At 58.8% G+C, this 24,580-nt stretch carries 20 protein-coding genes and 1 other annotated feature; of the genes, 11 read left to right on the top strand and 9 right to left on the bottom strand.

From position 1 onward, the window contains the following. Positions 1-55: 55 nt before the first annotated feature. From mukF to CF137_RS14615, 4 genes are all read left to right on the top strand, one after another. Positions 56-1,390 carry a chromosome partition protein MukF gene (gene mukF, locus CF137_RS14630; protein ID WP_098969376.1) on the top strand — a complete coding sequence of 445 codons (1,335 nt, stop codon included), beginning with the start codon at positions 56-58 and terminating at the stop codon, positions 1,388-1,390. Beyond that, entirely contained in the window at positions 1,371-2,108 is a 738-nt protein-coding gene (gene mukE, locus CF137_RS14625) for a chromosome partition protein MukE (RefSeq protein WP_101319947.1), read from the top strand. The genes mukF and mukE overlap by 20 nt, the downstream gene beginning before the upstream one ends. 57 nt (positions 2,109-2,165) lie before the next feature. After that, complete coding sequence (gene mukB, locus CF137_RS14620) at positions 2,166-6,593, top strand: chromosome partition protein MukB (protein ID WP_139719881.1); 4,428 nt, start codon at positions 2,166-2,168, stop codon at positions 6,591-6,593. A 277-nt stretch (positions 6,594-6,870) separates the two neighbouring features. After that, a complete protein-coding gene (locus CF137_RS14615) occupies positions 6,871-7,257 on the top strand; it encodes a septal ring lytic transglycosylase RlpA family protein (RefSeq protein WP_162515947.1) in 387 nt (128 codons plus the stop codon). A 42-nt stretch (positions 7,258-7,299) separates the two neighbouring features. Here CF137_RS14615 and CF137_RS14610 read toward each other — a convergent pair whose 3' ends face one another. From CF137_RS14610 to hisG, 9 genes are all read right to left on the bottom strand, one after another. Beyond that, the gene (locus CF137_RS14610; RefSeq protein ID WP_162515946.1) at positions 7,300-8,538 is read right to left on the bottom strand and encodes a PDDEXK-like family protein; all 1,239 of its coding nucleotides are present in this window, start codon (positions 8,536-8,538) and stop codon (positions 7,300-7,302) included. A gap of 344 nt (positions 8,539-8,882) precedes the next feature. Further along, entirely contained in the window at positions 8,883-9,533 is a 651-nt protein-coding gene (gene hisIE, locus CF137_RS14605) for a bifunctional phosphoribosyl-AMP cyclohydrolase/phosphoribosyl-ATP diphosphatase HisIE (protein WP_139719876.1), read from the bottom strand. Continuing rightward, the gene (gene hisF / locus CF137_RS14600; protein WP_139719874.1) at positions 9,526-10,299 is read right to left on the bottom strand and encodes an imidazole glycerol phosphate synthase subunit HisF; all 774 of its coding nucleotides are present in this window, start codon (positions 10,297-10,299) and stop codon (positions 9,526-9,528) included. Before hisF ends, hisIE begins: the two co-directional genes overlap by 8 nt. Beyond that, on the bottom strand, positions 10,299-11,060 hold the full coding sequence (hisA, locus tag CF137_RS14595; protein WP_033115885.1) for a 1-(5-phosphoribosyl)-5-[(5-phosphoribosylamino)methylideneamino]imidazole-4-carboxamide isomerase: 762 nt from the start codon (positions 11,058-11,060) through the stop codon (positions 10,299-10,301). The genes hisF and hisA overlap by 1 nt, the downstream gene beginning before the upstream one ends. After that, complete coding sequence (gene hisH, locus CF137_RS14590; RefSeq protein ID WP_139719872.1) at positions 11,061-11,702, bottom strand: imidazole glycerol phosphate synthase subunit HisH; 642 nt, start codon at positions 11,700-11,702, stop codon at positions 11,061-11,063. Beyond that, positions 11,702-12,841: a bifunctional histidinol-phosphatase/imidazoleglycerol-phosphate dehydratase HisB gene (hisB, locus tag CF137_RS14585; protein ID WP_139719870.1), complete on the bottom strand. Its 1,140-nt coding sequence runs from the start codon at positions 12,839-12,841 to the stop codon at positions 11,702-11,704. The genes hisH and hisB overlap by 1 nt, the downstream gene beginning before the upstream one ends. A gap of 15 nt (positions 12,842-12,856) precedes the next feature. After that, positions 12,857-13,927, bottom strand: a complete 1,071-nt coding sequence (gene hisC, locus CF137_RS14580) for a histidinol-phosphate transaminase (RefSeq protein ID WP_139719868.1) — start codon at positions 13,925-13,927, stop codon at positions 12,857-12,859. Further along, positions 13,924-15,249, bottom strand: coding sequence for a histidinol dehydrogenase (gene hisD / locus CF137_RS14575; protein ID WP_139719866.1), 1,326 nt, complete (start codon positions 15,247-15,249; stop codon positions 13,924-13,926). The genes hisC and hisD overlap by 4 nt, the downstream gene beginning before the upstream one ends. 12 nt (positions 15,250-15,261) lie before the next feature. Further along, positions 15,262-16,158 carry an ATP phosphoribosyltransferase gene (gene hisG, locus CF137_RS14570; protein ID WP_101319962.1) on the bottom strand — a complete coding sequence of 299 codons (897 nt, stop codon included), beginning with the start codon at positions 16,156-16,158 and terminating at the stop codon, positions 15,262-15,264. A gap of 25 nt (positions 16,159-16,183) precedes the next feature. Further along, positions 16,184-16,312 (bottom strand) — a sequence feature (His leader region). A gap of 187 nt (positions 16,313-16,499) precedes the next feature. Here hisG and CF137_RS14565 point away from each other — a divergent pair. The 7 genes from CF137_RS14565 (at position 16,500) to rnd (ending at position 24,123) form a co-directional block, all read left to right on the top strand. Beyond that, positions 16,500-16,745: a hypothetical protein gene (locus CF137_RS14565; protein ID WP_139719864.1), complete on the top strand. Its 246-nt coding sequence runs from the start codon at positions 16,500-16,502 to the stop codon at positions 16,743-16,745. Between the two features lie 67 nt (positions 16,746-16,812). Beyond that, positions 16,813-18,723: an ATP-dependent DNA helicase gene (locus CF137_RS14560; RefSeq protein ID WP_139719862.1), complete on the top strand. Its 1,911-nt coding sequence runs from the start codon at positions 16,813-16,815 to the stop codon at positions 18,721-18,723. Between the two features lie 90 nt (positions 18,724-18,813). Continuing rightward, complete coding sequence (gene tsaB / locus CF137_RS14555; RefSeq protein ID WP_162515945.1) at positions 18,814-19,515, top strand: tRNA (adenosine(37)-N6)-threonylcarbamoyltransferase complex dimerization subunit type 1 TsaB; 702 nt, start codon at positions 18,814-18,816, stop codon at positions 19,513-19,515. Positions 19,516-19,625: 110 nt separating this feature from the next. Further along, positions 19,626-20,141 (top strand): Slp family lipoprotein, encoded by a 516-nt coding sequence (locus tag CF137_RS14550; RefSeq protein WP_139719919.1) that lies wholly within the window; start codon positions 19,626-19,628, stop codon positions 20,139-20,141. Positions 20,142-20,161: 20 nt separating this feature from the next. Further along, positions 20,162-21,028, top strand: a complete 867-nt coding sequence (locus tag CF137_RS14545; protein ID WP_139719860.1) for an alpha/beta fold hydrolase — start codon at positions 20,162-20,164, stop codon at positions 21,026-21,028. Positions 21,029-21,225: 197 nt separating this feature from the next. Continuing rightward, a complete protein-coding gene (gene fadD, locus CF137_RS14540; RefSeq protein WP_139719917.1) occupies positions 21,226-22,902 on the top strand; it encodes a long-chain-fatty-acid--CoA ligase FadD in 1,677 nt (558 codons plus the stop codon). Between the two features lie 108 nt (positions 22,903-23,010). Beyond that, positions 23,011-24,123 (top strand): ribonuclease D, encoded by a 1,113-nt coding sequence (gene rnd / locus CF137_RS14535; protein WP_101347272.1) that lies wholly within the window; start codon positions 23,011-23,013, stop codon positions 24,121-24,123. Positions 24,124-24,580 lie beyond the last annotated feature (457 nt).

Genomic DNA, 24,580 nt, shown 5'->3' with positions numbered 1-24,580 from the left:
GATGTAGCCGCGCGCAAGTTTGTGCGCTCAATTACAACAACGAGATGACAACGTCATGATGAGTACATCCCGTACCCTGCCCGAGCGTTCTTTGCCGGAGATAGTGGGGTGGGTCAGGCAGGAGGGGTTGGCGCTGAGCCTGCCTACCGACCGGCTGGCCTTTCTGATTGCAATCAAGACACTGTCCGAAGATGAGTCGGACTTGTCGGAAGCGGCGCTGCACGATGCCTTTGGCTACGTCAGCAACGCCTTTGGCCAGATGGACGAGACTCTCACCGGTCGCGCCAACAATGCCATCAACGACCTGATTCGCCAGCAGATGCTGTCGCGCTTCAACACCGACATGGTGGCGGGGGAGAGCCTCTATCGCCTGTCGCGCCTTGGGGTCGGCATCGTTGACTTCTTTCTCGATCAGCGTCCGGTCGACTCCATCAAGCTCTCCATTTTGCTCGAGCACTTGGCGGCCGAGCTCGACACCGCCCGCAAGGCGGCGCTTGAGACCAACACCCGCGAGCAGTGGGATGCCGAGGTGCTGCCACGGCTCACCTTCTCTCTGGAAGAGACCCTCGGGCGCATCGATCTGACCCAGCGCGCCATGGATGAGCAGCAAAATCAGGTCAAGAGCGAGATCGCGGCCCTGCTGACCCAGAACTGGGTCGATGCCATTCACAGCTGCGAAAAACTGCTGCACGAGACCGGCCAAACCCTGCGCGAGCTGCAAGATACCCTGGACGCCGCCGGCCACCGCCTGCAGGCGGGGCTGCTCAACATTCAGGAAGCAGCGCAAGGGCGTGACGATCTGTTCCACGTCGAGGAGCTGACCCATGCCCTGCAGGGGCGGCTTGACGTCATCACCAGCTGGGGCCAGCAGTGCATCGAGCTCTGGTCCCGCTACGACAGACACGTCCACAAGTTCATCCGCAACGCCATCGACATGGACAAGAACCGCGCCTTCAGCCAGCGGCTGCGCGACTCCATCCGCAATTTCGAGCAGCATAACTGGCTGCTGCGGATCGCCGAGGAGCCCCGTCTGCTGGAGCTGCGGGATGAGACCATCGCCATCCACGACGAGGAGGTGACCGGTGAGGTGCCCCTCGAGATGGAGTACATGGAGATGGTGGATATCAACCAGGAGCTGGCGGAGCGGATCGAGCGCTATCTGGCCCGCTATCCCGAGCAGGGTCAGCAGCTGGATTTGGCCGATGTATTGCGCGAATACCTGCTGGATTACCCGGCGCACGCCCATTTCGATGTGGCGCGTCTTCTGATCGACCAGGCCGTGCGCCTGGGCCATGCCAGCGGCGAGCGCGATCTGCACCGCCAACCCGCATGGAAACCCATTAACCAAGCTGGATCCAAGGTTCAGGCCTATGTCATTGATCAATACTGAGTTTCCCTTGCCGCTGCGACTCGCAGAGGCGATTGCCAACCCCTTGTTTCCGCGCATCGACACCGCCTTGCGCTCCGGCCGTCACATCACTGCCGACGAGTTCGAACCCCATTCGGCGCTGGTGGAGTACCACAACGAGCTGGAGATCTTCTACGGCCGCTATCAGGTTGAACTGATCAAGGCGCCGGAGGGCTTCTTCTATCTGCGTCCGCGCCCCAGCGCCGACATCGGCACCACTGTTTTGTCTGAGCTCGATATGCTGGTGGGCAAGGTGCTCTGCTACCTCTACCTGAGCCCGGATCGCTTGGCCTCGGAAGGGGTGTTCGCCATGGGCGAGCTGCAAGAAGAGGTGCTGAGCCTGGCTGACGAGAAGCAGCTGCTGCGGATGGTCAACAGCCGCTCTGGCGGTACCGATCTCGACAAGAAGAAGCTCTTGGAGAAGATCCGCACTTCCATGCGTCGCCTGCGTCGCCTTGGCATGATCACCGCCCTTGGCAACAGCGACAAATTCCGGGTCAACGAATCTGTGTTCCGCTTTGCCGCCGACGTGCGCTCTGACGAAGATCCGCGCGCCGTGCAGCTGCGGATGATCCAGGAAGGGGAAGCCATCTTCCACGACGACGAGATGCCGAGCAGCGATTCGCTGTTTGATGATATCGAAGCGGATCTTGATGAAGAACAGCTTGAACTGGAGGTTGAAGATGACCTGCAGCGTTAATTTACCGGTACTGATGAAGCCCCTTGGTGTGATTGAGAGTGTGATGGAGAGTGTGGCGTGAGAGGAAAATTCAAATCCCTGACCATGGTCAACTGGAACGGCTTCTTCGCCCGCACCTTCGATCTCGACCAACTGGTCACTACCCTCTCTGGCGGCAATGGCGCGGGCAAGTCCACCACCATGGCGGCCTTTATTGCGGCGCTTATTCCCGACCAGTCGCTGCTCCATTTTCGTAACACCACGGAAGCGGGCTCCAGCAGCGCCTCCCGTGACAAGGGGCTCTACGGCAAGCTGCAGCGTGGCCACTGCTACTCCCTGTTGGAAGTGATGAACAGCCGCGAACAGCGGATCTGGGTCGGTGTCCACCTCGAGCAGGTGGCCAACCGCGACAACAAGGTCAACATCACCCCGTTCGCGCTGGTGGATGTGCCCGAGCAGCTGCAACCCACCGATCTGCTGCTGGAAAAACTCGATGACGGCAAGGGTCGGGTACGGGCGTTTTCCGATCTGAAAGGGGCAGCCGCCGAGCTGGGGGCCATGAAGGTCGCCAAGTTCAATACGGTGACCGACTACCACAACTTCATGTTCGAGTTCGGGATTACCCCGAAAAAACTGCGCGATCAGAAGGATCGCGGCAAGTTCTATCGCCTGATCGAAGCCTCTCTCTACGGCGGTATCTCCTCGTCCATCAGCCGTTCCTTGCGGGAATACCTGCTGCCGGAGAACTCCGGGGTGCGCAAGGCGTTTCAGGACATGGAGGCGGCCATCTATGAAAACCGCCGCACTCTGGAAGCCATTAAAGAGACCCAGGGTCAGCGGGATCTGTTCAAGAACCTGATCACCGAGACCACCCACTATGTGGCGGCGGACTATGTGCGCAACGCCGCCGAAAAGAGCCGTCTCTCCGAGCTGGCCCTCAAGGCGCGTCAGGAGTTGGCGGAGAAACGCCGCATCTTGGCCGAAGAGCGCCAGCGCGCCATCTATCTGGCCGACGAGGTGGAGCAGCTTACCAATCGTGAAAAATTGCTCACTGCCGAGGCTGAGTCAGCCGCCGATCACTTGGCCAAAGTGTTGGCTGCGGTAGCGCTGCAAAAGAAGATCGAGATGTATCGCGCCGATCTGGCGGAGCTGGTCGACAAGCTGGAGCAACAGCAAGCGATCGTGGAAGAGATCCACAGTCAGCTGCTGGAGGTGGAAGAGCGCAAGGAGCTGGCGCAGGCCGAGGTAGACAGCCTCAAGACCCAGCTGGCCGACTACCAGCAGGCGCTCGATATTCAGCAGACCCGCGCCATCCAGTACCGTCAGGCGGTGCAGGCGCTGGAAAATGCCCGCGAGCAGTGCGAACTGCCGGGGCTGACTGCCGAACAGGCGAGCGACACCCTGCATCAGTTCCGCAGCGCCGAGCAGAGCCTCACCAGCCGGGTGCTGGGGGCCGAGCAACAACTCGCGTTGGCCAAGGCGGCGGTGGCCGAACACGAAGCGGCGCTGGCGCTGCTTTTGAGCATCGCCCCCGAGACAGTGCGTGAGGCCGCCTGGCCTACCGCGCAGGCGCTGCTCAAGCGTCACATCGAAGACAAGGCCCGTATTGCCCAGGGGCAGGGGCTGCGCGCCGCGCTGGCTCGCCTCGAGAAAGAGAGCGACAGCCAGCAGGCGCTCTTCCGCTTGCGTGATGAGCTGCAGCAGGCTTCCGGCCAGCTGATCGCCAGCCAAGATGAGCTGGAGTTATTTCTTGAAGCCCAGCGCACCCGTCAGGAAGAGCTGAGTGAGCAGCAGGCGGAAGTGAACCAGCGCCGCGCCAGCCTCGAGCATCAGGGCGCCCAACTGGGCCGCGATATTAGCGATCTCACCAAGCTGGCACCCCGTTGGCTCAAATCCTTTGAAAAACTCGAGCAGTTGCGCGAGCAGAGCGGATTGCCGCTCGCCACCGCCGAGGAGCTGTCGTCCGGCATGCAGAGCGTGCTCGACAAGGAGCGCGAGTTCGAGCAGGAGAGCAACCGCATCGCGGCGCAGAAACAGGCGCTGGAGCTGCAAATTCGCAACCTGCAGCTGGGAGCTGGCGAGGCCGATCCGCGTCTTGCCCGCATCGCCGAACAGGTGGGGGGCGTGCTGCTCTCCGATGTCTATGACGACATCTCCATCGACGATGCCCCTTACTACTCCGCGCTCTACGGCCCGGCTCGCAGTGCTCTGGTGGTGCTCGACCTTGAGGGCGCCATCGAGCGGCTGAAAAAGCTGGAAGATTGCCCGGAAGATATTTACCTGATCCAGGGCAACCCCGACTCCTTTGACGAGGATCTGGTGGAAGCGGACGAGCTGGGGGACGCCGTGCTGGTGCGCACCAGCAAGCGTCAGGTGCGCTTCTCCCGCTACCCCGAGTTGCCGCTGTTTGGCCGCGCTGCGCGGGAAAAACGCATCGAGCAGCTCGACCTTGAGCGCGAGAGCCTGATCGAGGGTTACGCCAAGGCCGCCTTCGAGCAGCAGAAGTACCACCGTCTCTACGGTCACTTCCGTGACTTTATCGGCCAGCATCTGGATATCGCCTTCCGCCCCGACCCCGAAGCAGAAGTGCAGGCCAAGCAGGCCGAACTGCGGGGATTGCAGGGGGCCATCGCCGAGTGCGACAAGCAGCTGGCCGAGGCCAAAGCGGCCACCGCCCAGCTGGCCCGCCATATCCAGCTGGTGCAGGGGATGCTGCCCTTTGCTCACCTGTTTGCCGAAGTGGATCTGGCTGCTCGTCTTGAGGCGGCCCATGCCGACGTGGAAGCCCTGAAACAGGCCGAAGCCTTTATCGCCAAGCACGGCAAGGCGCTCGAGAAGCTCGAGACAGTGGTGCAGGTGCTGCGTCAGGATCCGCAAGATCTGGCCGCACTGCAGGCTGCCTATGATGAGGTGAGCGAGCTGCTGGCCGAGCAGAAGCGCCGTTGCTACGCGCTTGATCAGCTGGTGGCCCGTCTGCCGCACTTTGCCTATCAGGATGCGCAAGATCTGCTGGGCAAGGCGTCTGAAATGAGTGAGCGACTCAAAGAGAAGCTTAAAGCCGCCGAGCTGGCGGCCCGCACTGCCGGCGAGCAGCACAAGCAGATTGCCCAGCGTCATACCGAGGCGTTGCAACTGCGCACCGCCCTCGATTCCAGCGCCTCGGCCAAGCGCCAGACCCTGACCGAGTTCGAGCAGGAGCTGGCAGCCATGGGGCTGACGCTATCTGACGATATGGAAGATAAGGCGCGCGCCCACAAGAAAGAGATCGAGGAGCTGCTTATCCGCACCCGTTCCCGTCGCACCAGCGCCGAGGCCCAGTTGCAGGTGACCAAGCGCGAGATCGAATCCCTTGGCGGTCGTCTCACGCTCGAAGGCAAGGATTACTTCAGCGCCCGTAAATCCCTGGTGGGTCACAAGGCGAGCTGGTCGCGGGTGGTGCGACTGGCGCGGGAGACCGACGTCGAGAAGCGTTTAAATAAGCGCGAGCTGGCTTATCTCGACAGCGACGAGCTGCGCTCTATGTCGGACAAAGCCCTCGGTGCCCTGCGGGTGGCGGTGGCGCACGATGAAGCCCTGCGCGATGCGCTGCGCCTGTCGGAGGGCAACCGCAGCACCGAGCAGAAGGTCGCCTTCTACGTGCAGGTCTACCGTTACCTTAAAGATCGCATTCGCAACGACATCATCCGCTCCGATGATCCGGTGGAGGCGATCGAGGAGATGGAGATCGAGCTGGCCCGTCTGGCCGATGAGCTCAAGCAGCGGGAAAACCACCTGTCGCTCTCCTCCCACGAGGTGGCGGCCAAGATCACCAACATCATCCGCCGCGAGCAGAACCGTATCCGGGTGCTCAACCAGGGCTTGCAGAACATCGCCTTCGGTCTGGTGCGCGGAGTGCGCCTCAACGTCAATATCCGCGAGGCGCACACTCGTCTGCTGACGGCACTGGCGGATCAAACCGCCATGCACAACGATCTGTTCGCCGACAAGGAGCTCAGCTTCTCCGAGGCGATGGCCAAGCTGTTCCAACGCCTCAATCCGCAGATCGAACAGGGGGATCGTAGCTATCAGGTGATGGGCGACGTGCTGCTCGACTATCGCAACTATCTGGAGCTGGAGATCGAGGTGCAGCGTGGGGCCGATGGCTGGCTGCGTGCCGAGAGCGGCGCGCTCTCCACCGGCGAGGCGATCGGTACCGGTCAGGCCATCTTGCTGATGGTGCTGATCAGCTGGGAGGAGGAGTCCCGCCGTCTGCGCGGCAAGGATATCGCTCCCTGCCGCCTGTTGTTCCTCGACGAAGCGGCCCGTCTGGATGGCAAATCCATCGCCACCCTGTTCGAGCTGTGCGAGCGGCAGGATATGCAGCTGCTGATCGCGGCGCCTGAGAACATCAGCCCCGAGAAGGGCACCACCTACAAGCTCATCCGTAAAGTGCAAGGCAAGCACGAGCATGTCCATGTGGTGGGTCTGCGTGGCTTTGGCTTTAGCGACGACAAGCTGATTGCCTGATCAATGTCTGGCCCATCCTGACATGGGATGACGGGTAAATAGATGAAAGGGAGGCATTTGCCTCCCTTTTTGCATGAAAGATATGGCAAAGTAGCCGCGCGGTCGCTGTTGCCTGGCAGCAAGGCGAGTAACATGGCGAGTGCATCGGACCGATGGCAAGGCGAGAGAGCCTGCTAGCAAACGTGCCGCCAGCGTCACGGACCACATAGAAGAACAAAAAATAGAGCAGAGCAGAAAATAGAGCCGAGCAGAAAGAAGAAGAGAGGAGAGGGAAAAGGTGCAACATATTCAGAAAGGGCTGCTGTTATCTCTTTGCCTGTTGCTGGCGGCCTGTAGCAGCCGTTATGACCAGAGCCACGGCGGCAGCTGGCGCGGCTATAGCGAGACCGGTTATGCCAGCTATTATGCCGACCGCTATCACGGCAAAAAGACCGCCAGCGGCGAGCTCTATCGCAACAACTTCAATAGCGCCGCCCATATGGAGTTACCTTTTGGCTCTATGGTACGGGTTACCAACCTCGCCAACGGCAAGAGTGTGGTGGTCAAGGTCAATGACCGCGGCGCCTTTAAAAGCGGGCGTATTATCGATCTCTCCAAATCTGCGTTTAGCAGCATCGGCAATATTCGCGAAGGGATTATCAAGGTAAAGGTTGAGGTACTGTGACAATCTGATTAGAAGGCCGTTGTGATAAACGGCCAGCACATTTTATGTGAAAAGATATTTGATATTACTTTCCATTTTATAGATGTGTTGTATTAGTTGCTCGATGCGAAGAGTTCTATTTTTAATTTGAGTAAAATAAACATAGGTACAGCTTTCATTATTTTCATATTTTTCGAATGCTATTGGATGCGGGCATTCTTGGTCTGGGTCAAAGTAATAACAAGATAACCAATCAGGTTCTTTGGCTGAAAATGCGTTACCCACACCAAAATCGTTATTGATTGATGACTTTAACTCTGGGTCAACACACAAGCGATTATTTTTGTCGTGACTGCGCAGGCCATAATGTAGCCATGAATACAAATTTATATAGGTCCATATACTCTTGAAGCTATCTTGATATATGCAGTAGCGTATTCCGATATTGCGATTGTTTTTGCTTTTAAAAAAATAGGCATGACAAATGTCATCTATATTACTGCCGCCATATATTTCAGGTTTCTTTCCTACAGAGATTAGTTTTGCATTAAGTTCGTTCCAAAACAATCTCATAATACTTTCTTTTGCATAAACTACTGCTTCAGATATTGATAAGGCAGCTAGCATTTTCTCAGTAGAACCAGCAAGTTCGTTAGAGAGGGAAGGGGTAAGGCCACTTTTATGAGTCAATTTTTCCACCAATGATAGATATTGATTAAGAGTTTGTTTTACTACTGACTCCTTAGGCGCTCGTTCTACGCACTTTTGAAGCCATGTTAAAATGTGTATATCAAAAGAAATACAATTAACACATTCAATTGGTAGTTTTCCTAAACTATATATTGATGGGTTTCTACCATTTAAAGTGAGATAAAAAATTGATACTTTTTCATTAGCCTTAGCACGTAAAAACAATTCATCATAATAGTCATCAAGCTGATTGTATTGATCTCCCGCATCAATCTTCATTTCAATGCCAATCAGATGACTTTTGGTACTGATGGTGAAATCGATCCTTCTTCCTGATGTGGTGAGATCCTCTCGTCGAACCTCTATGTTATGATCATCGACATCCAAGTTAATTATCCCTAGGAGGGTTTTTACAGGATAATAACCAAGGTTGTGCGCCCCTTTCGGATTTAATAATTCATATATAAACCTTGAATGTGTGCCAACCTCATCTCTTTCAATGTTAAGAATGGAGAATAGATTGAAGTTAACACCATTTTGAACGCTGGCCTTTTCATGTTCAACAATTTTTGAGTGTACACTGTCAAGCAGAAATTCTATCTGTGAGTTCAAATTTTCACCTGTGAGTACTATAAGTGAAAGATACATTTATGTAGTTGCATCATATTCTTGCGCAAGTAGTAAAAACTTGATCAACACGATGTTTATGAAAACATTTGTATGTATAAAAGTAACTGATGGGCTGATGACACTCTGAAAATATTATCCATGTGCCCTCTGAACCATTTATTGAGAGAACGGTACAGCAGTACCTGATAATTGCTGGTTAGTTTATTTCTATGGGGAGTAAGCAGAATAGAAGTGGCAAATGGAAGGTCAGGATTATATTGCGGCAGTTTAATTATCTACACGGTCGCTATGATAGATGGGCTTCACGCCCATCTATCAATATACAGTTATTTATTATGCCGCTCATAAAGTCGCTGCACCACATCCTGTAATCCCAGCCCTTCATTTTGCAGCAGCACGGTCAGGTGGTAGAGCAGATCGGCGGATTCGTTGATGAGCTCCTCCCGATCCTTGGCCATGGCGGCCAGCGCCACTTCAACACCTTCCTCACCGACCTTCTGGGCGATGCGCTTGGTGCCTTTGCCGTAGAGGCTGGCGGTGTAGCTGGTGGCCGGATCGGCCCCTTTGCGGGCGGCCAGGATCTGTTCCAGCTCTGCCAGAAAACCGAGCGGCGGCAGCGGGTGACCATGGAAGCAGGAGGGGGGGCCCTTGTGACAGGTGGGGCCGACGGGGTTGGCGGCAATCAGCAGGGAATCCTGATCGCAGTCGGTGCTGATGGCCACGAGGTTGAGCACATTGCCCGAGCTTTCACCCTTGGTCCAGAGCCGCTGTTTGCTACGGCTAAAGAAGGTGACCTGACCTGTGGCCTGGGTCTTTTCCAGCGCTTCGCGGGTCATAAAGCCCTGCATCAGCACCTCGCCACTGGCGGCGTGCTGGACGATGGCGGGGATCATTCCATCGCACTTGGCCCAGTCGAGCTGCTCGGCAAGGGGGCGCGCGCTGGCGGTTGTTTGTGCATTTTCAGAAAAGTTATTCACGGATGGCGACTCCTTCGGTTTTCAGCCAGCGTTTCAATTCGGGAATGGGGATAAGGCCCTTGTGGAATACCGAGGCGGCCAGCGCCCCATCCACATCGGCGAGGGTAAAGGCATCGCGCAAGTGCGCCATGGCACCGGCGCCGCCGGAGGCAATCAGCGGCACCTTGCAGACGCTGCGCACCAGTTTGAGCTGGTCGAGATCATAACCCTGACGCATGCCGTCCTGATTCATCACGTTCAGCACGATTTCGCCCGCGCCGCGCTTTTGTACCTCCTGCACCCAATCGAGGGTGTGCCAGGCGGTGGTGCGGGTGCGGCTCTCGTCACCGGTAAACTGTTTGACCTGATAGTGGCCCGTCTCGGCATCGAAGTAGGAGTCAATGCCCACCACCACGCACTGCACGCCAAAGCGCTCGGCCAGTCGGCTGATGAGGGTCGGATCGGCCAGCGCCGGAGAGTTGATGGAGACCTTGTCGGCACCAAATTCGAGGATCTGGCGGGCGTCCTCCACACTTTTGATGCCACCGGCGACGCAGAAGGGGATATCGATCACCTCCGCTACCCGGCTCACCCAGCTCTTGTCCACCACTCGCGCATCGCTGGAGGCGGTGATGTCATAGAACACCAGCTCGTCTGCCCCTTCCTCGGCGTAGCGGCGCGCCAGCTCGACAATGCCGCCCATCACCTCGTGGTTGCGAAACTGCACCCCTTTGACCACCACGCCATCTTTCACGTCGAGGCAGGGGATAATGCGTCTTGCCAGCATCAGTTGCCTCCTGTGGTAACGGCTGCGGGCGTTTGCCAGCAGGCGATGGCGTCACCTACCGAGAACTTGCCCTCCAGCAGGGCGCGGCCAAGGATGATCCCCTTGACGCCGGAGCCCTTGAGCGCCTCGATATCCGCGATGCCGCCAATGCCGCCAGAAGCCTGAAAAGCGACGCTCGGGTAGCGGGCGCAGAGATCCCGATAGAGCTCGACGTTGGTGCCAGCGAGGGTGCCGTCACGGCTGATGTCGGTGCAGAGCACATGCTTGAGCCCGGCGGGCAGGAAGCGCTCGATCAGCGCTTCGATGGTCACGCCGCTGTTCTCCTGCCAGCCTGCCACCGCGATATGGCGATTACCCTGCTCATCGATATTGACGTCCAGCGCCAGCACGATCTGCTCGGGGCCATATTTCTCCATCCAGCTGGCCACCAGATCCGGGGATTTGACCGCGGTGGAGCCGATCACCACCCGGCTGGCTCCGGCGGCCAGCAGATCTGCCACATCCTGCTCTGTGCGTACACCGCCACCGACCTGCACCGGCGCTTCGGTGGCTGACAGCAGTTGGGTCAGCAGGGGCAACTGGCGCGCCTTGGCATCCTTGGCACCGTCCAGATCCACCAGATGGAGCTGCACCGCCCCCTGGGAGACATATTCATCGAAGCGGGCCTGCGGGCTGCTGCTGTATTCGGTCTTCTGCTCGTAGTCCCCCTGATAGAGACGGACCACCTGACCGTTGATCAGGTCAATTGCGGGAATGATCATTCAAAGCTCCAGAAAATTTTGCAGCAAACGGGCACCGGCTGCGCCTGAGCGCTCCGGGTGGAATTGGGCGCCAAAGAAGTTGCTGTGCTCAGCAACCCCGCCCACGATGGCGGTGAAAGGCTTGCCGTAGTCGCAGGTCGCCAGCGTCGCTTCTGTCACCTCCAGCGCATAGGAGTGAACGAAGTAGAAGTAGCTGCCGCTCGGGATCCCCTTGAGCAGGGGATGGGTCTCGTCATGCTCAATCTGGTTCCAGCCCATATGGGGCAGGCGCAGGTTACCCACTTCCATCAGCCGGATCTTGCCCGGCACTATGCCAAGGCAGTCGATAAGCCGCTCTGGCGAACCCTGCGTGCCCATGCTCTCTTCGGAGGCCTCCGCCAGCATCTGCATGCCGAGGCAAAAGCCCAGCAGCGGCTGCTTGGCGGCGCGGATAAGGGGCACCAGCCCCCGTTCGTTGAGGTTGTTCATGGCGGCCACCGCAGTGCCGACACCGGGCAGGATCAGCTTGTCGGCCTGCTCGATATCAGCCGCTTGGCTGGAGACCAAGGGCCGCACGCCGAGGCGCTCGAACGCCATTCTGACCGAGGCCAGATTTGCACAGCCTGTATCGATAATGACCAGCTTCTGCTTGCTCACATCCATCACAGCACTCCCTTGCTGGAGGGGAGGTCACTCCCTTCCACCCGAATGGCCTGACGCAGGGCGCGGCCAAAGCCTTTGAACAGCGCCTCCACCTGATGGTGGGTGTTGCCGCTGCCCACCTTCATTTGCAGGGTGATGGCCATGGCATCCGAGATTGAGCGGAAGAAGTGGGGCACCATCTCGGTGGCCATCTCGCCTACGTTGTCGCGGCCAAAGCCGCTCGGGCAGTCAAACACGAAGTAGGGGCGGCCGCTCAAATCCAGCGCTGTGCTCACCTCCTGTTCAGTCAGCGGGCGCGCATCGATCACTGCCTGCACCTCGTCCATCGCCAGCACGAAGCCGAAACGGCCGATGCCGCGCTTGTTGCCAAGGGCCTGACGCAGAGCCTGACCTAGGGCCAGCCCTACATCTTCCACTGTGTGGTGATCGTCGATATGCAGATCGCCGCTGACGTTGAGCTTGAGCTGGAAACCAGCGTGGGTGGCGATCTGATCCAGCATGTGATCAAAGAAGCCGATGCCGGTGGCGATCTGGTTGCCGCTGCTGTTGTTGGTGGCTGAAGGGTCGAGATCAACAGCTATCTGAATGCGGGTCTCCTTGGTGTTGCGCTCCACCGAGGCGACGCGGCCCTTATTTGGACTAAGAGCAGTGAGCAGCTGATCACGGATGGCGAGCCAGTCGTGATCCTGCGGGTGGTAGCGAATGCCACTAATGCCCATATTCTCGGCCAGCTGCAGATCGGTCTGGCGATCGCCAATCACGAAGGAGTTGGCAAAGTCGATACGACCCGAGGCGAGATACTCCTTTACCAGCCCGAGGTGGGGCTTGCGGCAGCTGCAGCCGTCGGTGGGGAAGTGCGGGCAGATCAGCACCTGCTCCCACTTCACCCCTTGCGATTCAAATAAATGCATCATCAGGTCGTGAGGCGGCTGGAAGTTCTCCAGCGGCAGGCTGGCGGTGCCCAGCCCATCCTGATTGGTCACCATCACCAGCACGTAACCGGCGGCCTGCAACTCGCGCAGCACCGGAATGACCATGGGCTCGAAGCGCAGCTTGGCGAGGCTATCCACCTGCTTGTCGGTCACCGGCTCTTCTATCAAAGTGCCGTCGCGGTCGATAAACAAAAACGGGGTCTTCATCGCTACATCCTTGTCTTACAAAGTGGGAGAGGGCAGGTCACGCAATACCGCCAGCACGGCATCCATCTCGCCCTGATAGCCGATGGTGACGCGAATGCTGTTGTCCAGGCCCGGTTTGCTGGAGAAATCCCGCAGTATGATGCCGGCGGCCTTCATGGCGGCAAAGACGGCGGCGCCATCCACAAAGCGCACCAGCACGAAGTTGCCCTTGTCCTCAAACACCGCTTTGACGCAGGCAAGCTTGGCCAGCTCTGCCTTGAAGGCGGCTTTTTGCTTGTTGAGCTCCATCACTCGCTCCTGCATCAGTTCCAGTCCCATGGGGGAGAGGGCCTGCGCCGCGATCTGGGCGATGGGCTCGGGGATGGGATAGGGGGCGATCACCTTGGCCAGCATGGCGATCACCTCGGGGCTTGCCAGCGTGAAGCCGCAGCGGATCCCCGCCAGCGCAAAGGCCTTGGAGAGGGTGCGGGTCACCACCAGATTGGGGAAGCGGGCCAGCAGGTCTACCACGGACGCCTCGGGGCAGAACTCGATATAGGCCTCGTCCACCACCACGATGGCGCGATCCCGCGCTTTCTCCAGCAGGGCGATCAGGCCATCGCGCCCCACCAGATCCCCGGTGGGGTTGTTGGGGGAGCAGAGAAACACCAGCTTCACGTCGCCGAGGCGATCGGCGATGGCGGGCCAGTCAGGCTGGCGGCTGGCGGTCAGCGGTTGCTCGACGATACCGACGCCGCAGGTCTCGGCGCTGATGGCGTACATGCCGTAGGTGGGCGGGCAGATCAGGATCTGATCTTCACCCGCTTCGCAGAAGGTGCGGATCAGCAGCTCGATGGCCTCGTCGGCGCCGCGGCTCACCAATACCTGATCGGGATTGACCCCGGCGTAGGCGGCATAGCCGCTCACCACCTCGGCCGGTTGGCATTCGGGGTAGCGGTTGAGGCGGCTCCCCTCGATGGTGAAGGGGTAAGCTTGCGGTGCCTCGTTGGCGTTGAGCCAGACGTGGCCCTTGCCGCCAATGCGGCGAGCGGATTGATAAGGGGTAAGGGCCCGCACCACGCGGCGCGCCAGATTGGCAATGCTCATGACAAATCCTTCTGCTGTGCTGTTGGTTGGGGCGCGGCGGCCAGGGCGTTCAACCTGAGGGTGACGGCATTTTTGTGGCCATCGAGCCCCTCGGCTTGGGCGATGCGCTGAACGATGGGGCCGAGCCCCTGAATGCCCTCGACGCTCAGCTCCTGCACCGTGTAGCGGCGCTGATAATCGGCGAGGCCAAGGCTGGAGCAGGTGCGGGCGTAGCCATAGGTGGGCAGGGTGTGGTTGGTGCCGCTGGCGTAATCACCGACCGACTCGGGTGTCCACTGGCCAAGAAAGATGGAACCAGCGTTCTCCAGCTTATCCAGCAGATCACGAGGCGCTTGGGTCTGCACAATCAGGTGCTCCGGCGCATAGGCGTTGGAGATGGCGCACGCTTCGGCCAGATCGTCACAGAGGATCACCAGACTGCTGCCGAGCGCCTGCGCGGCGATCTCGCGGCGGCTCAACTTGGCCAGCTGGCGCTTGATCTCCCCTGCGATGGCATCGGCCAGTAGGGGCGAGGTGGTGACCAGCACCACCTGACTGTCGGGGCCGTGTTCGGCCTGAGAGAGCAGGTCTGCCGCCACGAAGGCCGGGTTGGCGCTCTCGTCGGCAATCACCAGCACCTCGGAGGGGCCAGCTGGCATGTCGATGGCGGCGCCGCGCCAGTCGCGGGAAACCTGTCCCTTGGCTTCGGTCACATAGGCGTTGCCCGGGCCAAAGATCTTGTCCACCTTCGGGATGCTGTCCGTGCCGTAAGCCATGGCCGCGATGGCCTGGGCACCGCCGATGGCGAACACCTTCTCGACCCCGCAGGCGCGGGCGGCAAACAGGATCTCGTCGCTGGCGGGGGACGGGGTGCAGAGCACCACTTCACGGCAACCGGCGATAGCCGCCGGAATAGCCAGCATCATCACGGTGGAGGGGAGCGGTGCGCTGCCCCCCGGCACATAGAGGCCGACCCGGCTGATGGGTTGGGTGCGCAGCTCGCACACCACCCCGGGCTGGGTCTCCACTCGCACCACCGGCTGCACTTGGGCAGCGTGGAAGGTGCGGATGTTGGCAATCGCCGCCTCGATGGCGCTTTTGATCTCGTCATCCAGCCGCGCGCAGGCAGCTTCAATCTCGGCTTCGCTGACGCGCAACTGCTCACGGGGGGCTCGCTCGAAACGCAGGCTCAGCTCGCGCAGGGCCTCATCGCCACGGCTGCGCACCGCTGCGATGATATCCCGCACCACGGCGCCGATATCGGCCTCGTCATTGAGGGCGGGCCGGGTCAGCACGTCGGCCTGCTGGGCGGCGGAAAGGGTCTTCCAGATCAGGGTCTGCATGATATCCCTTCCTTATTCCATCATTTTTTCGATGGGCAGCACCAGAATGGAGCTGGCGCCGAGGGCCTTGAGCTGCTCCATGGTCTCCCAGAACAGGGTCTCGCTGGAGACGACGTGCAGGGCCACCTGATTGGTGTCTCCGGCCAGCTGCATGATGGTGGGGCGCTCGGCACCCGGCAGCAGATCGGTGATGGCATCGAGCTTGTCTTTGGGGGCATGCAGCATGATGTACTTGCTCTCGCGGGCCTGCTGCATCCCCTGAATGCGGGGCAGCAGCTTGTCGATCAGCTTCTGCTTGGCATCGGATAAGGGGTTGGGAGCCTGTACCAGCACCGCCTTGGAGCGGTAGATCACCTCCACTTCCTTAAGGCCATTGGCCTCCAAGGTGGCGCCAGTGGAGACCAGATCGCAGATGGCATCGGCCAGACCCGCACGGGGTGCCACTTCTACCGAGCCCCCCAGCATCACGCTCTTGAAGCCAAGACCCTTTTCATCAAAGAAGCGCTTGAGCAGCCCGGGGTAGGAGGTAGCGATGCGCTTGCCTGCCAGACTTTGTGGCCCTGTGTAGGCCACATCTTCCGGCACTGCCAGCGAGAGGCGGCAGCCACCGAAGTCGAGCTGCTTGAGGGTTTTGACCTGTGCAGGCAATCCTTGGGACGCGCGAATAAGCTGTGCCTCTTCCAGCACGTTCTCGCCGATGATGCCAAGGTCGACCACCCCTTCCATCACCAGACCCGGGATATCGTCATCGCGCACTCGCAGGATATCGATGGGCATGTTCTCGACATGGGCGATAAGGCGCTGCTCGCGCAGGTTGATCTTGAGGCCGCAGCTCTTGAACAGGGCTTGGGAATCCTGGCTCAGACGACCGGACTTTTGCATGGCGATACGCAGACGTTGTGTTTCCATTTGCTCTATTTCCTTCTAGTCAAAAACGAAAAAACCCTCGGAAGTGTGTGCTTCCGAGGGTTTATGAATCTTGCGGTCCTTTTGGAAGTCACCAGTTAAGTGTCTTCCAGCAGTCAACCTCCTGAAAGACTAGTCGGGATGATGATGGTGGTGATGAGTCTTCAGGGGGGTGAACTTCATGTAATCAATCCTTTACAAAATAAGATGTCGTAATTGACGCCTGATTTAAACTACCTGCCTTGACAGAAAATGCAACCCGAAATTGTGATTTGATCGATTAAAGTGGAGAAAACGGTTTTCTGGTCGATAACTAGACAATAACCCCTGCAGGAGTCGCCATCATGCCCAGCCAGGACCTGTTGTTCCCCATTTTGCCCCGGGCGCCCGCCGCGCCCGGCAGCGAAGAGATCAAGCGGGAAGTGAACCAGATCAGCAAGAAGCATCAACTGCGTAAGACCAGCACTGACAACAGTGACTCCCAGCAGCGCCAGCAGGCGTATAACACCCCCGCCAAGCGTGATCAGTCCAAGGCGGAAGAGGATGATCACAAACCGGATCCTGAGCATCAGATCGATCTGTTCGTCTAAGCAGATTATCTGTCCCGCTTTTGCCGTGCTTTTGGCATAATGACCGCTTTTGCTGCGGGACGCCCTTTTGACCATCCAGACCCTGTTCAAGCCAGATGGCCCTCTGGCCAGCCATATCGACGGTTTCAAAGCCCGCGCTCCCCAACTGGAGATGGCCGAAGCGGTCGCGCGCGCCATCAAAAGTGGTGGCCGTCTGCTGGTGGAGGCGGGGACCGGTACCGGCAAGACCTACGCCTATCTGGTGCCAGCGCTAGAGTCCGGCAAACGGGTGGTGATCAGCACCGGCTCCAAGAACCTGCAGGAGCAGCTCTTCTATCGGGATCTCCCTACCATCACAGGCGCGCTCTCCTACACCCCGCCAGTGGCCCTGCTCAAGGGGCGCAGCAACTATCTCTGCATCGAGCGGATGAACCGGCTCTTGAGCGAATCCCATCTGCAAAAGCCGGAAGTTCTCAACGATCTGGTGAAGGTAAAATCCTGGTCCACCGCCACCGATAACGGCGATGTGGGGGATATTCCGGGATTGCAGGAGAACGCCGAGATCCTTGCCCATGTCACCAGCACCAACGACAACTGTCTCGGTCGCGACTGCCCCTATTACGACGACTGCCATCTGGTGGTGGCCCGTCGCCGCGCCATGGATGCCCAGGTGGTGGTGATCAATCATCACCTCTTCTTCGCCGATATGGCGGTGAAAGACACCGGATTTGGTGAGTTGGTGCCCCAAGCGCAAGTCTATGTGTTTGACGAGGCGCACCAGCTGGCGGAGATTGCCACCAACTACTTCGGCAAGTCGGTGGGCAGTCGCACCATTCAGGATCTGGCACAGGATATCCAGCTGGCCTATCGCGCTGAGGCCCACGACATGGCCCAGCTCGGCAAGGCGGCGGACCGGCTCGCCATCGCCAGTCAGGATCTGCGCCTAGCCTTCGGGGTGGATGGCGGCCGCGGCAATACCCGCGACATGCTGCGCCAATCGCTCTGGGGGCAAGCCTTGGCTCGTCTCAACGATGCCATCGGGCTCTGCTACGAGGTGCTTAAACTGGCGCTCGGCCGTGGCGAGCAGCTGGATCACGCTTTCGAGCGGATCTGCGAGCTGCGCACCCGCCTTGGGGAGGTGCTGGCGGTCAATCAGACCGGTTTCTCATACTGGTATGACTGTTCGCGGCTGCATTTTTCCCTCAATTTGACGCCGCTATCGGTAGCTGAACGTTTCAGTGCCGAGGTGCAAAAACCGGAGGTGGCCTGGGTCTTTACCTCCGCCACCCTGACGGTGGATATGCGTTTTGATCACTTTAAGGCCGAGCTGGGGCTGGCGGGCAGCGCCGAGCTGATCCTCGACAGTCCGTTCGACTATGGCGAGCAGGCGCGGCTCTGTGTGCCCCGCTATCTGCCGGAGCCCAATGCCTTTGGTCGCGGCGAGCAGCTGGCCAATCTGATGATCCCGCTTATCAACAAGACGCCGGGGGGCTGTTTCTTCCTCTGCACCAGCCATCAGGTGATGCGTCAGGTGGCCGAGGTGCTGCGCCGGGAGATTGGCCGCACCGTGCTGCTGCAGGGGGAGGATAACAAGCAGCGGCTGCTCAAGGAGTTTGTCGAGAATGGCCGCGCCGTGCTGGTGGCGACCAGCAGCTTCTGGGAGGGGATCGACGTGCGAGGGGCAGCGTTGTCGTGTGTTATCATCGACAAGCTGCCGTTTGCCAGCCCCGATGATCCGCTGCTCAAAGCGCGGGTCGATGATTGCAAGCTCAAGGGGGGCGATCCCTTCGCCGAGCTGCAGTTGCCCAAGGCGGTGATTGCTCTCAAGCAGGGGGTGGGACGGCTTATTCGTGATCGCAGTGATCACGGGGTGCTGGTGATCTGTGATCCACGGATGGTCAACAAACCTTACGGTGCCACCTTTATCAAGAGCCTGCCTGCCATCCCTCGCACCCGGGAGTTGGGGACGCTGGGGAGCTTTTTCGATCGCAGTGAATAAGTTTGCCGCCAGCTAACAGATTTGAACAACGGGTGAGCATATCTCGCTTGCCGGTTATGTAATTGACTGATTTTATAGAGATTGGAAAGCATGAACGAGTTGAAGATCCTGGCCGTAGATACCGCCACCGAAGCCTGCTCCGCCGCCTTGCTGGTGGGTGACACGCTGTTCTCCCGCTGGGAGGAGGCGCCACGGGATCACACCCGAAAAATCCTGCCCATGGTTCAGGCTGTGTTAGAGGATGCCGGGATAAGTTTGAGTGATCTGGACGCCATCGCGTTCGGCCGTGGGCCGGGCTCCTTTACCGGGGTGCGGATCGGCATCAGCGTGGCTCAGGGGCTGGCGTTCGGGGTAGGTGTGCCGCTGATTGGCATCTCGACTCTGGCCGCCATGGCGCAAGGGGCCTATCGTCTCGATGGCGCTGAACAGGTGCTGACCGCCATCGATGCGCGGATGAACGAGGTCTATTTTGGCCGCTATGAGCTGATCGATGGCCGCATGCAACTGGTGGGCGACGAGGTGGTGAGCGATCCTGCGGCACTGGTTGACGCCCGTGGCAAGCAGGCGGGCCCTGTGACCTGCGTCGGCACCGGTTTTGAAACCTATGGCGAGACCTTGAGTGCTCTGGCCGATGAGTTGGCGGTGAGTCAGGTGCGCTTCCCGGCAGCAGAAGACATGCTGCCGCTGGCCCGCGCCGCCTGGCTGGCGGGGGAGGCGGTGCCGGTGGAGCAGGCGACGCCGGTCTATTTGCGTGACAAGGTGACCTGGAAAAAACTGCCGGGTCGCGAATAAGGGCAAGAGGCATGTCGCTCTTGCCGCTCATCAGCTGCAACACCAGCGGATGGCCCGATGGGCCACGCCGGCAACAGGAGAGTGACATGATGCGTAATACCAGGAGCGACATGATGAAACGCGGGATGGTGGTCGGGGCGCTGGCCCTGCTGCTCGGGGCCTGCAGCTCGGTACCCAAGGAGCTGGCTTATGAGCCCGAAAATCAGCTGGTGGCCTATCAAGCTGCCCTTGGCGGGATGGAGGGCAAACCGGCCCGCTGGAGCGGCGTTATCTCGGCGGTGCACAACAAGGCGGATCAGAGCGTTATTGAAGTGGTCTATCTGCCGCTCAAGTCCAACGGTGTACCGGAGCAGACCGAGCAGAGCCCGGGCCGTTTTCTGGCCATCATGAAGGGTTTTGTCGATCCGACCCTCTATGCCAAGGGGCGCAGCCTGACGGTGCTCGGCATCATAGGCAAGCCGGTGGATGGTCAGATTGGCCAGCACAAATACCGCTTCTCGGTGATTGATATCACCTCCAGCAAGTTGTGGCCGCCAGTCAAAGAGGTGGAGATCCGCTATATGGACCCCTACTTCTACGACCCCTTCTATGATCCCTTCTGGCCGAGACGGCCGCTGCGTCGCTAAGGCTGGCCATGATCAACCCCATGATAAGCACTCTGCACGAGCGTCTGCTCACCCTGGCGGATGGTCGGCAGGTGGCCCTGCTGGAGAACCAATCCGCTGAGCATGATCAGCAGGGAAAACCCCTGCTGATTGCCCTGCATGGCTGGCTCGATAACAGTGCCAGCTTCTTGCCGCTGGCGCCGTATCTGGGTGATTTTCATCTCATCTGTGTCGATCTGCCGGGGCACGGTCACTCCGATCACAAAACCACCCCCTATGTCTTTGTCGACTGGCTGGACGATCTCTACCAGATAGTGCAGGCGGCAGGGTGGTCGCGTTTCACTCTGCTTGGTCACTCCCTCGGGGCGCTGATCGCTTCTGCCTATGCCGGGGTGTTTCCCGAACAGGTGGATCGGCTGATCATGCTGGAGGGGTTGGGCCCGCTCAGCCAGCCCGATGAGGAGGTGCCTGCCCAGCTGCGACGAGCGATTTTAAACCGCAGTCGTACCCGGGAGCGCAGTGCCAACGGCTTTGCCTCGGTTGATGAGGCGGTGGCCGCCCGTTGCAAAGTGGCGGATATCACGCCGCAGGCGGCGCGCCTAATTTGTGAACGACAGCTTGAAAAGCGAGCTGGGCGCTGGCACTGGCGCAGCGATCCCCGTTTGCGGGATCTTTCGCCCCTAAGAATGAGCGAAGGGCAGGCCCGAGCACTGATGGCGTCTATCCGTTGTCCGGTGCTGTTGATCCAGGGGGAACAGGGCTTTGCTGCGCTGGAAACCCAATGGCAACTCCGTCAGGATGCCTTCCAGCAGATCGAGCGGGTCATATTGGGTGGAAACCACCATTTTCATATGGAAAATTCGGTGGATACGGCCGTTTGTATCGTAAAGTTTTGTCAAGTTCGGTAGAATCACCGGCTTTCAATAATTCCAAGTTTGTCATCCCCCTCACATTTTTTCATTGTTAATTCGCTGTTAATCAATGTTGCGCTGTGTAAGTATGGGCGCATTAGAGTATCAGCTTAAAACGACCGATTTAAATGGATGTGAACAGGGACGGAGGCAACACAGTGAGTGCACAGGTGCTAGTTATGCAGGAGAAGTTCGTGGAAAAAGTCTGGCTGAAGCGTTATCCAAAAGGGGTTCCCGCCGAGATTAATCCAGACCAATACAGCTCCCTGGTCGAGATGTTCGAATCCTCGGTGACCCAGTTTGCCGACCAGCCAGCCTTCGTCAACATGGGACAGACCATCACCTACCGCCGACTGGAAGAGCAGTCCCGCGCCTTTGCTGCCTATCTGCAAAACGAGCTGAAGTTGGAGAAGGGTGATCGGGTGGCGGTGATGATGCCGAACCTGCTGCAATATCCCATCGCTGTGTTCGGCATCCTGCGCGCCGGCATGATAGTGGTCAACGTCAACCCGCTCTATACCCCGCGCGAGCTGGAGCATCAGCTTAAAGACTCTGGCGCCAAGGCCATCGTTATCGTCTCCAACTTTGCCCATACCCTGGAAAAAGTGGTCTACGACACCCCGATCAAGCACGTCATCCTGACCCGGATGGGGGACAACTTGGGGCTGGCCAAGGGCACCCTGGTCAACTTCGTGGTCAAGTACGTCAAAAAGCTGGTGCCGAAATACAATCTGCCCCACGCCACCACCATGCGTCAGGCGCTCACCAAGGGGCGTTTCCTGCAGTACATCAAGCCGGAGATCACCAACGACGATCTCGCCTTCTTGCAGTACACCGGTGGCACTACCGGCCTCTCCAAAGGGGCCATGCTGACCCATCGCAACATGATTGCCAACGTCGAGCAGTGCCTCGGCGTCTATGGCCCCATGCTGGAGCGCGGCAAGGAGTTCGTGGTGACCGCATTGCCGCTCTATCACGTCTTTGCCCTTACCGTGAACTGCCTGCTCTTTATGCGAGTCGGCGGCTACAACTTGCTGATCAGCAACCCGCGCGACATCCCGGGCTTTGTCAAAGAGATCAAGAAGTACCCCTTCACCTGCATTACCGGCGTCAACACCCTGTTCAATGCGCTGGTCAACAACGAAGAGTTTCAAGGCATCTCCTTTGACAAGCTCAAGCTGACCATCGGCGGCGGCATGGCGGTGCAACGTGCGGTAGCCGAAAAGTGGAAGACGCTGACCCATACGCCGTTGCTGGAAGGCTACGGCCTGACCGAGTGCTCGCCACTGGTGAGCGTCTGCCCCTACGATCTGACCGACTACAACGGCTCCATCGGCTTGCCGGTCTGCTCCACCGAGATCCGTCTGGTGGATGACAACGGTCAGGTGATCCACGCCCTCGGCACTCCCGGCGAGATGCAGGTTCGCGGCCCGCAGGTGATGACCGGCTACTGGCAGCGCCCCGAGGCGACCGCCGAAGTGATGCAGGATGGCTGGCTCTGTACCGGTGATATCGCCGTGTGCGACGAGCAGGGCTTCTTCAAGATCGTTGACCGCAAGAAGGATATGATCCTGGTCTCCGGTTTCAACGTCTATCCGAACGAGATTGAAGATGTGGTCGCCTTGCACCCGAAAGTGCTGGAAGTGGCCGCAGTCGGCGTGCCGCACCCGGTTTCTGGCGAGCTGGTGAAGATCTTTGTGGTCAAGAAAGATGCAACATTGCAGGAAGACGAGATTATTGCCCACTGCCGCAAACATCTGACTGCCTATAAGGTGCCGAAACTGGTAGAATTTCGCGACGAACTTCCCAAGACCAATGTGGGCAAGATCCTGCGCCGCGTACTGCGCGACGAGGAGATTGCCAAGCAATAACCGGACTGCGGCTGCAGAACCCTCTGCAAACCAGTACTGTCGTTATGCAAAACCGTGGGTCATCCCACGGTTTTTTCTTTTTGGCCCTGATCAACCGCGCAGGCACAGATGCAATATCAACTTATCACTCAGCAAGCCGAACTTGAGCACTATCTCGCTTCTCTGGCCGACGTTCCCCTGGCTATCGATACTGAATTCGTTCGCACCCGCACTTACTATCCCCAGCTTGGCCTGTTCCAGATCTATGACGGCGAGCATCTGGCGCTGCTGGATCCGCTGACGCTGGATCTCTCCGATCTCTGGCAGCGACTGGGCAGGGAAGGGCAGATCGCCATCCTGCACGCCTCTGGCGAAGATCTGGAGCTGATTCAGCATCAGGCGGGCCACCTGCCCAACCAGATGCACGATACCCAGCTGGCCACCGCATTTCTCGGTTACGGCGTGTCGGTCGGTTTTGGTGCGCTGGTTAACGAATTCCTCGGGGTCGAGCTGGAAAAAGATCAGGCACGCACCGACTGGTTGGCCCGTCCGCTCACCGATCGTCAGCTCGAATACGCGGCGGCGGATGTGTTCTACCTGATGCCGCTCTACGAGAAAGTGATGGCCAAGCTGCGCGAAAGCGGCAAGTTTGCCTGGTTCGAGCAGGAGTGCCAGAACCACTCCGCCCGCAAGACCCAGGGTAGCGATCCCCGTCAGGCTTATCTTGAAATCGTCAACGCCTGGCAGCTGGGGCGCCGCGAGCTTGCCATCCTGCGCGAGTTGGCCACCTGGCGCCAGCAAGAGGCGGTACGCCGCGATCTGGCTCTCAACTTCGTGGTCAAGGAGCTGCACCTGTTCAAGGTGGCGGAGCGTCGTCCGACCTCCATGCGGGATCTCAACGAGTTGGGGCTGGCCCCCATCGAGATCAAGATCCACGGCAAGCGGATGCTCGATATCGTCGCCCGCGCCCAGCAGAGCGATCCTGACAGCTGGCCCGAGCCGATCCGCCGGCTGGTGGACTTCCCCCAGTACAAGGCCGAGCTCAAGCGCATCAAGGCCATGGTGGAAGAGAAGGCCAAGGCCAGCAACATTCCGCCCGAGCTGATTGCCAGCAAGAAGATCATTCACCAGTACTTCACCTGGAGCTGGCGGATGAACGACGAAGAGCGGGCCCGCAGTGACAAGCCGATGCTGCTGCAAGGGTGGCGCCATGAGCTGGTAGGTCACCTGCTGGCACAATAAGCGCTGATGAGTCAATTTGACCCTGTTACCAGGGTTCGGATTCAGATCATGGTCAGCCAGATCCACAGCCCAGCAAGCTAAGTTTGCTGGGCTGTTTCTTTTTTAAATCCGCAGAAGAGAGGGGTGAACTCGATATCGGCAAGCACGCCCATATCGCTATATAGCACCCATAGGGAAACCACTTATTGCAGTGGGGTGAAGTGGGCGCTGATGCTTGCTCAACATTTACCACTATTCATATGCCAACAAACTATAGATTAAACACAACACATAAAGTTAAGTATCGAGTTCTCTATCGGAAGATCTTTGCGCTTTGATCAAACCAGTTGAGCAAGGCTAAAAGGGGCGTTAGGACTAGCAGGGCGGCACTAAAAGAGAGCGCCAAGATGAACTTGTGATAGGCAATAAAAAAAGCCACACCGGAGGGTGTGGCTTTTGGCAAATCAGGTAACCCTGG

This window comes from Aeromonas sobria, assembly GCF_006243315.1.
Lineage (GTDB): Bacteria > Pseudomonadota > Gammaproteobacteria > Enterobacterales > Aeromonadaceae > Aeromonas > Aeromonas sobria_A.
Note: the sequence above shows the minus strand (reverse complement) of the source record. Positions and strands in the feature narration are given on the sequence as shown.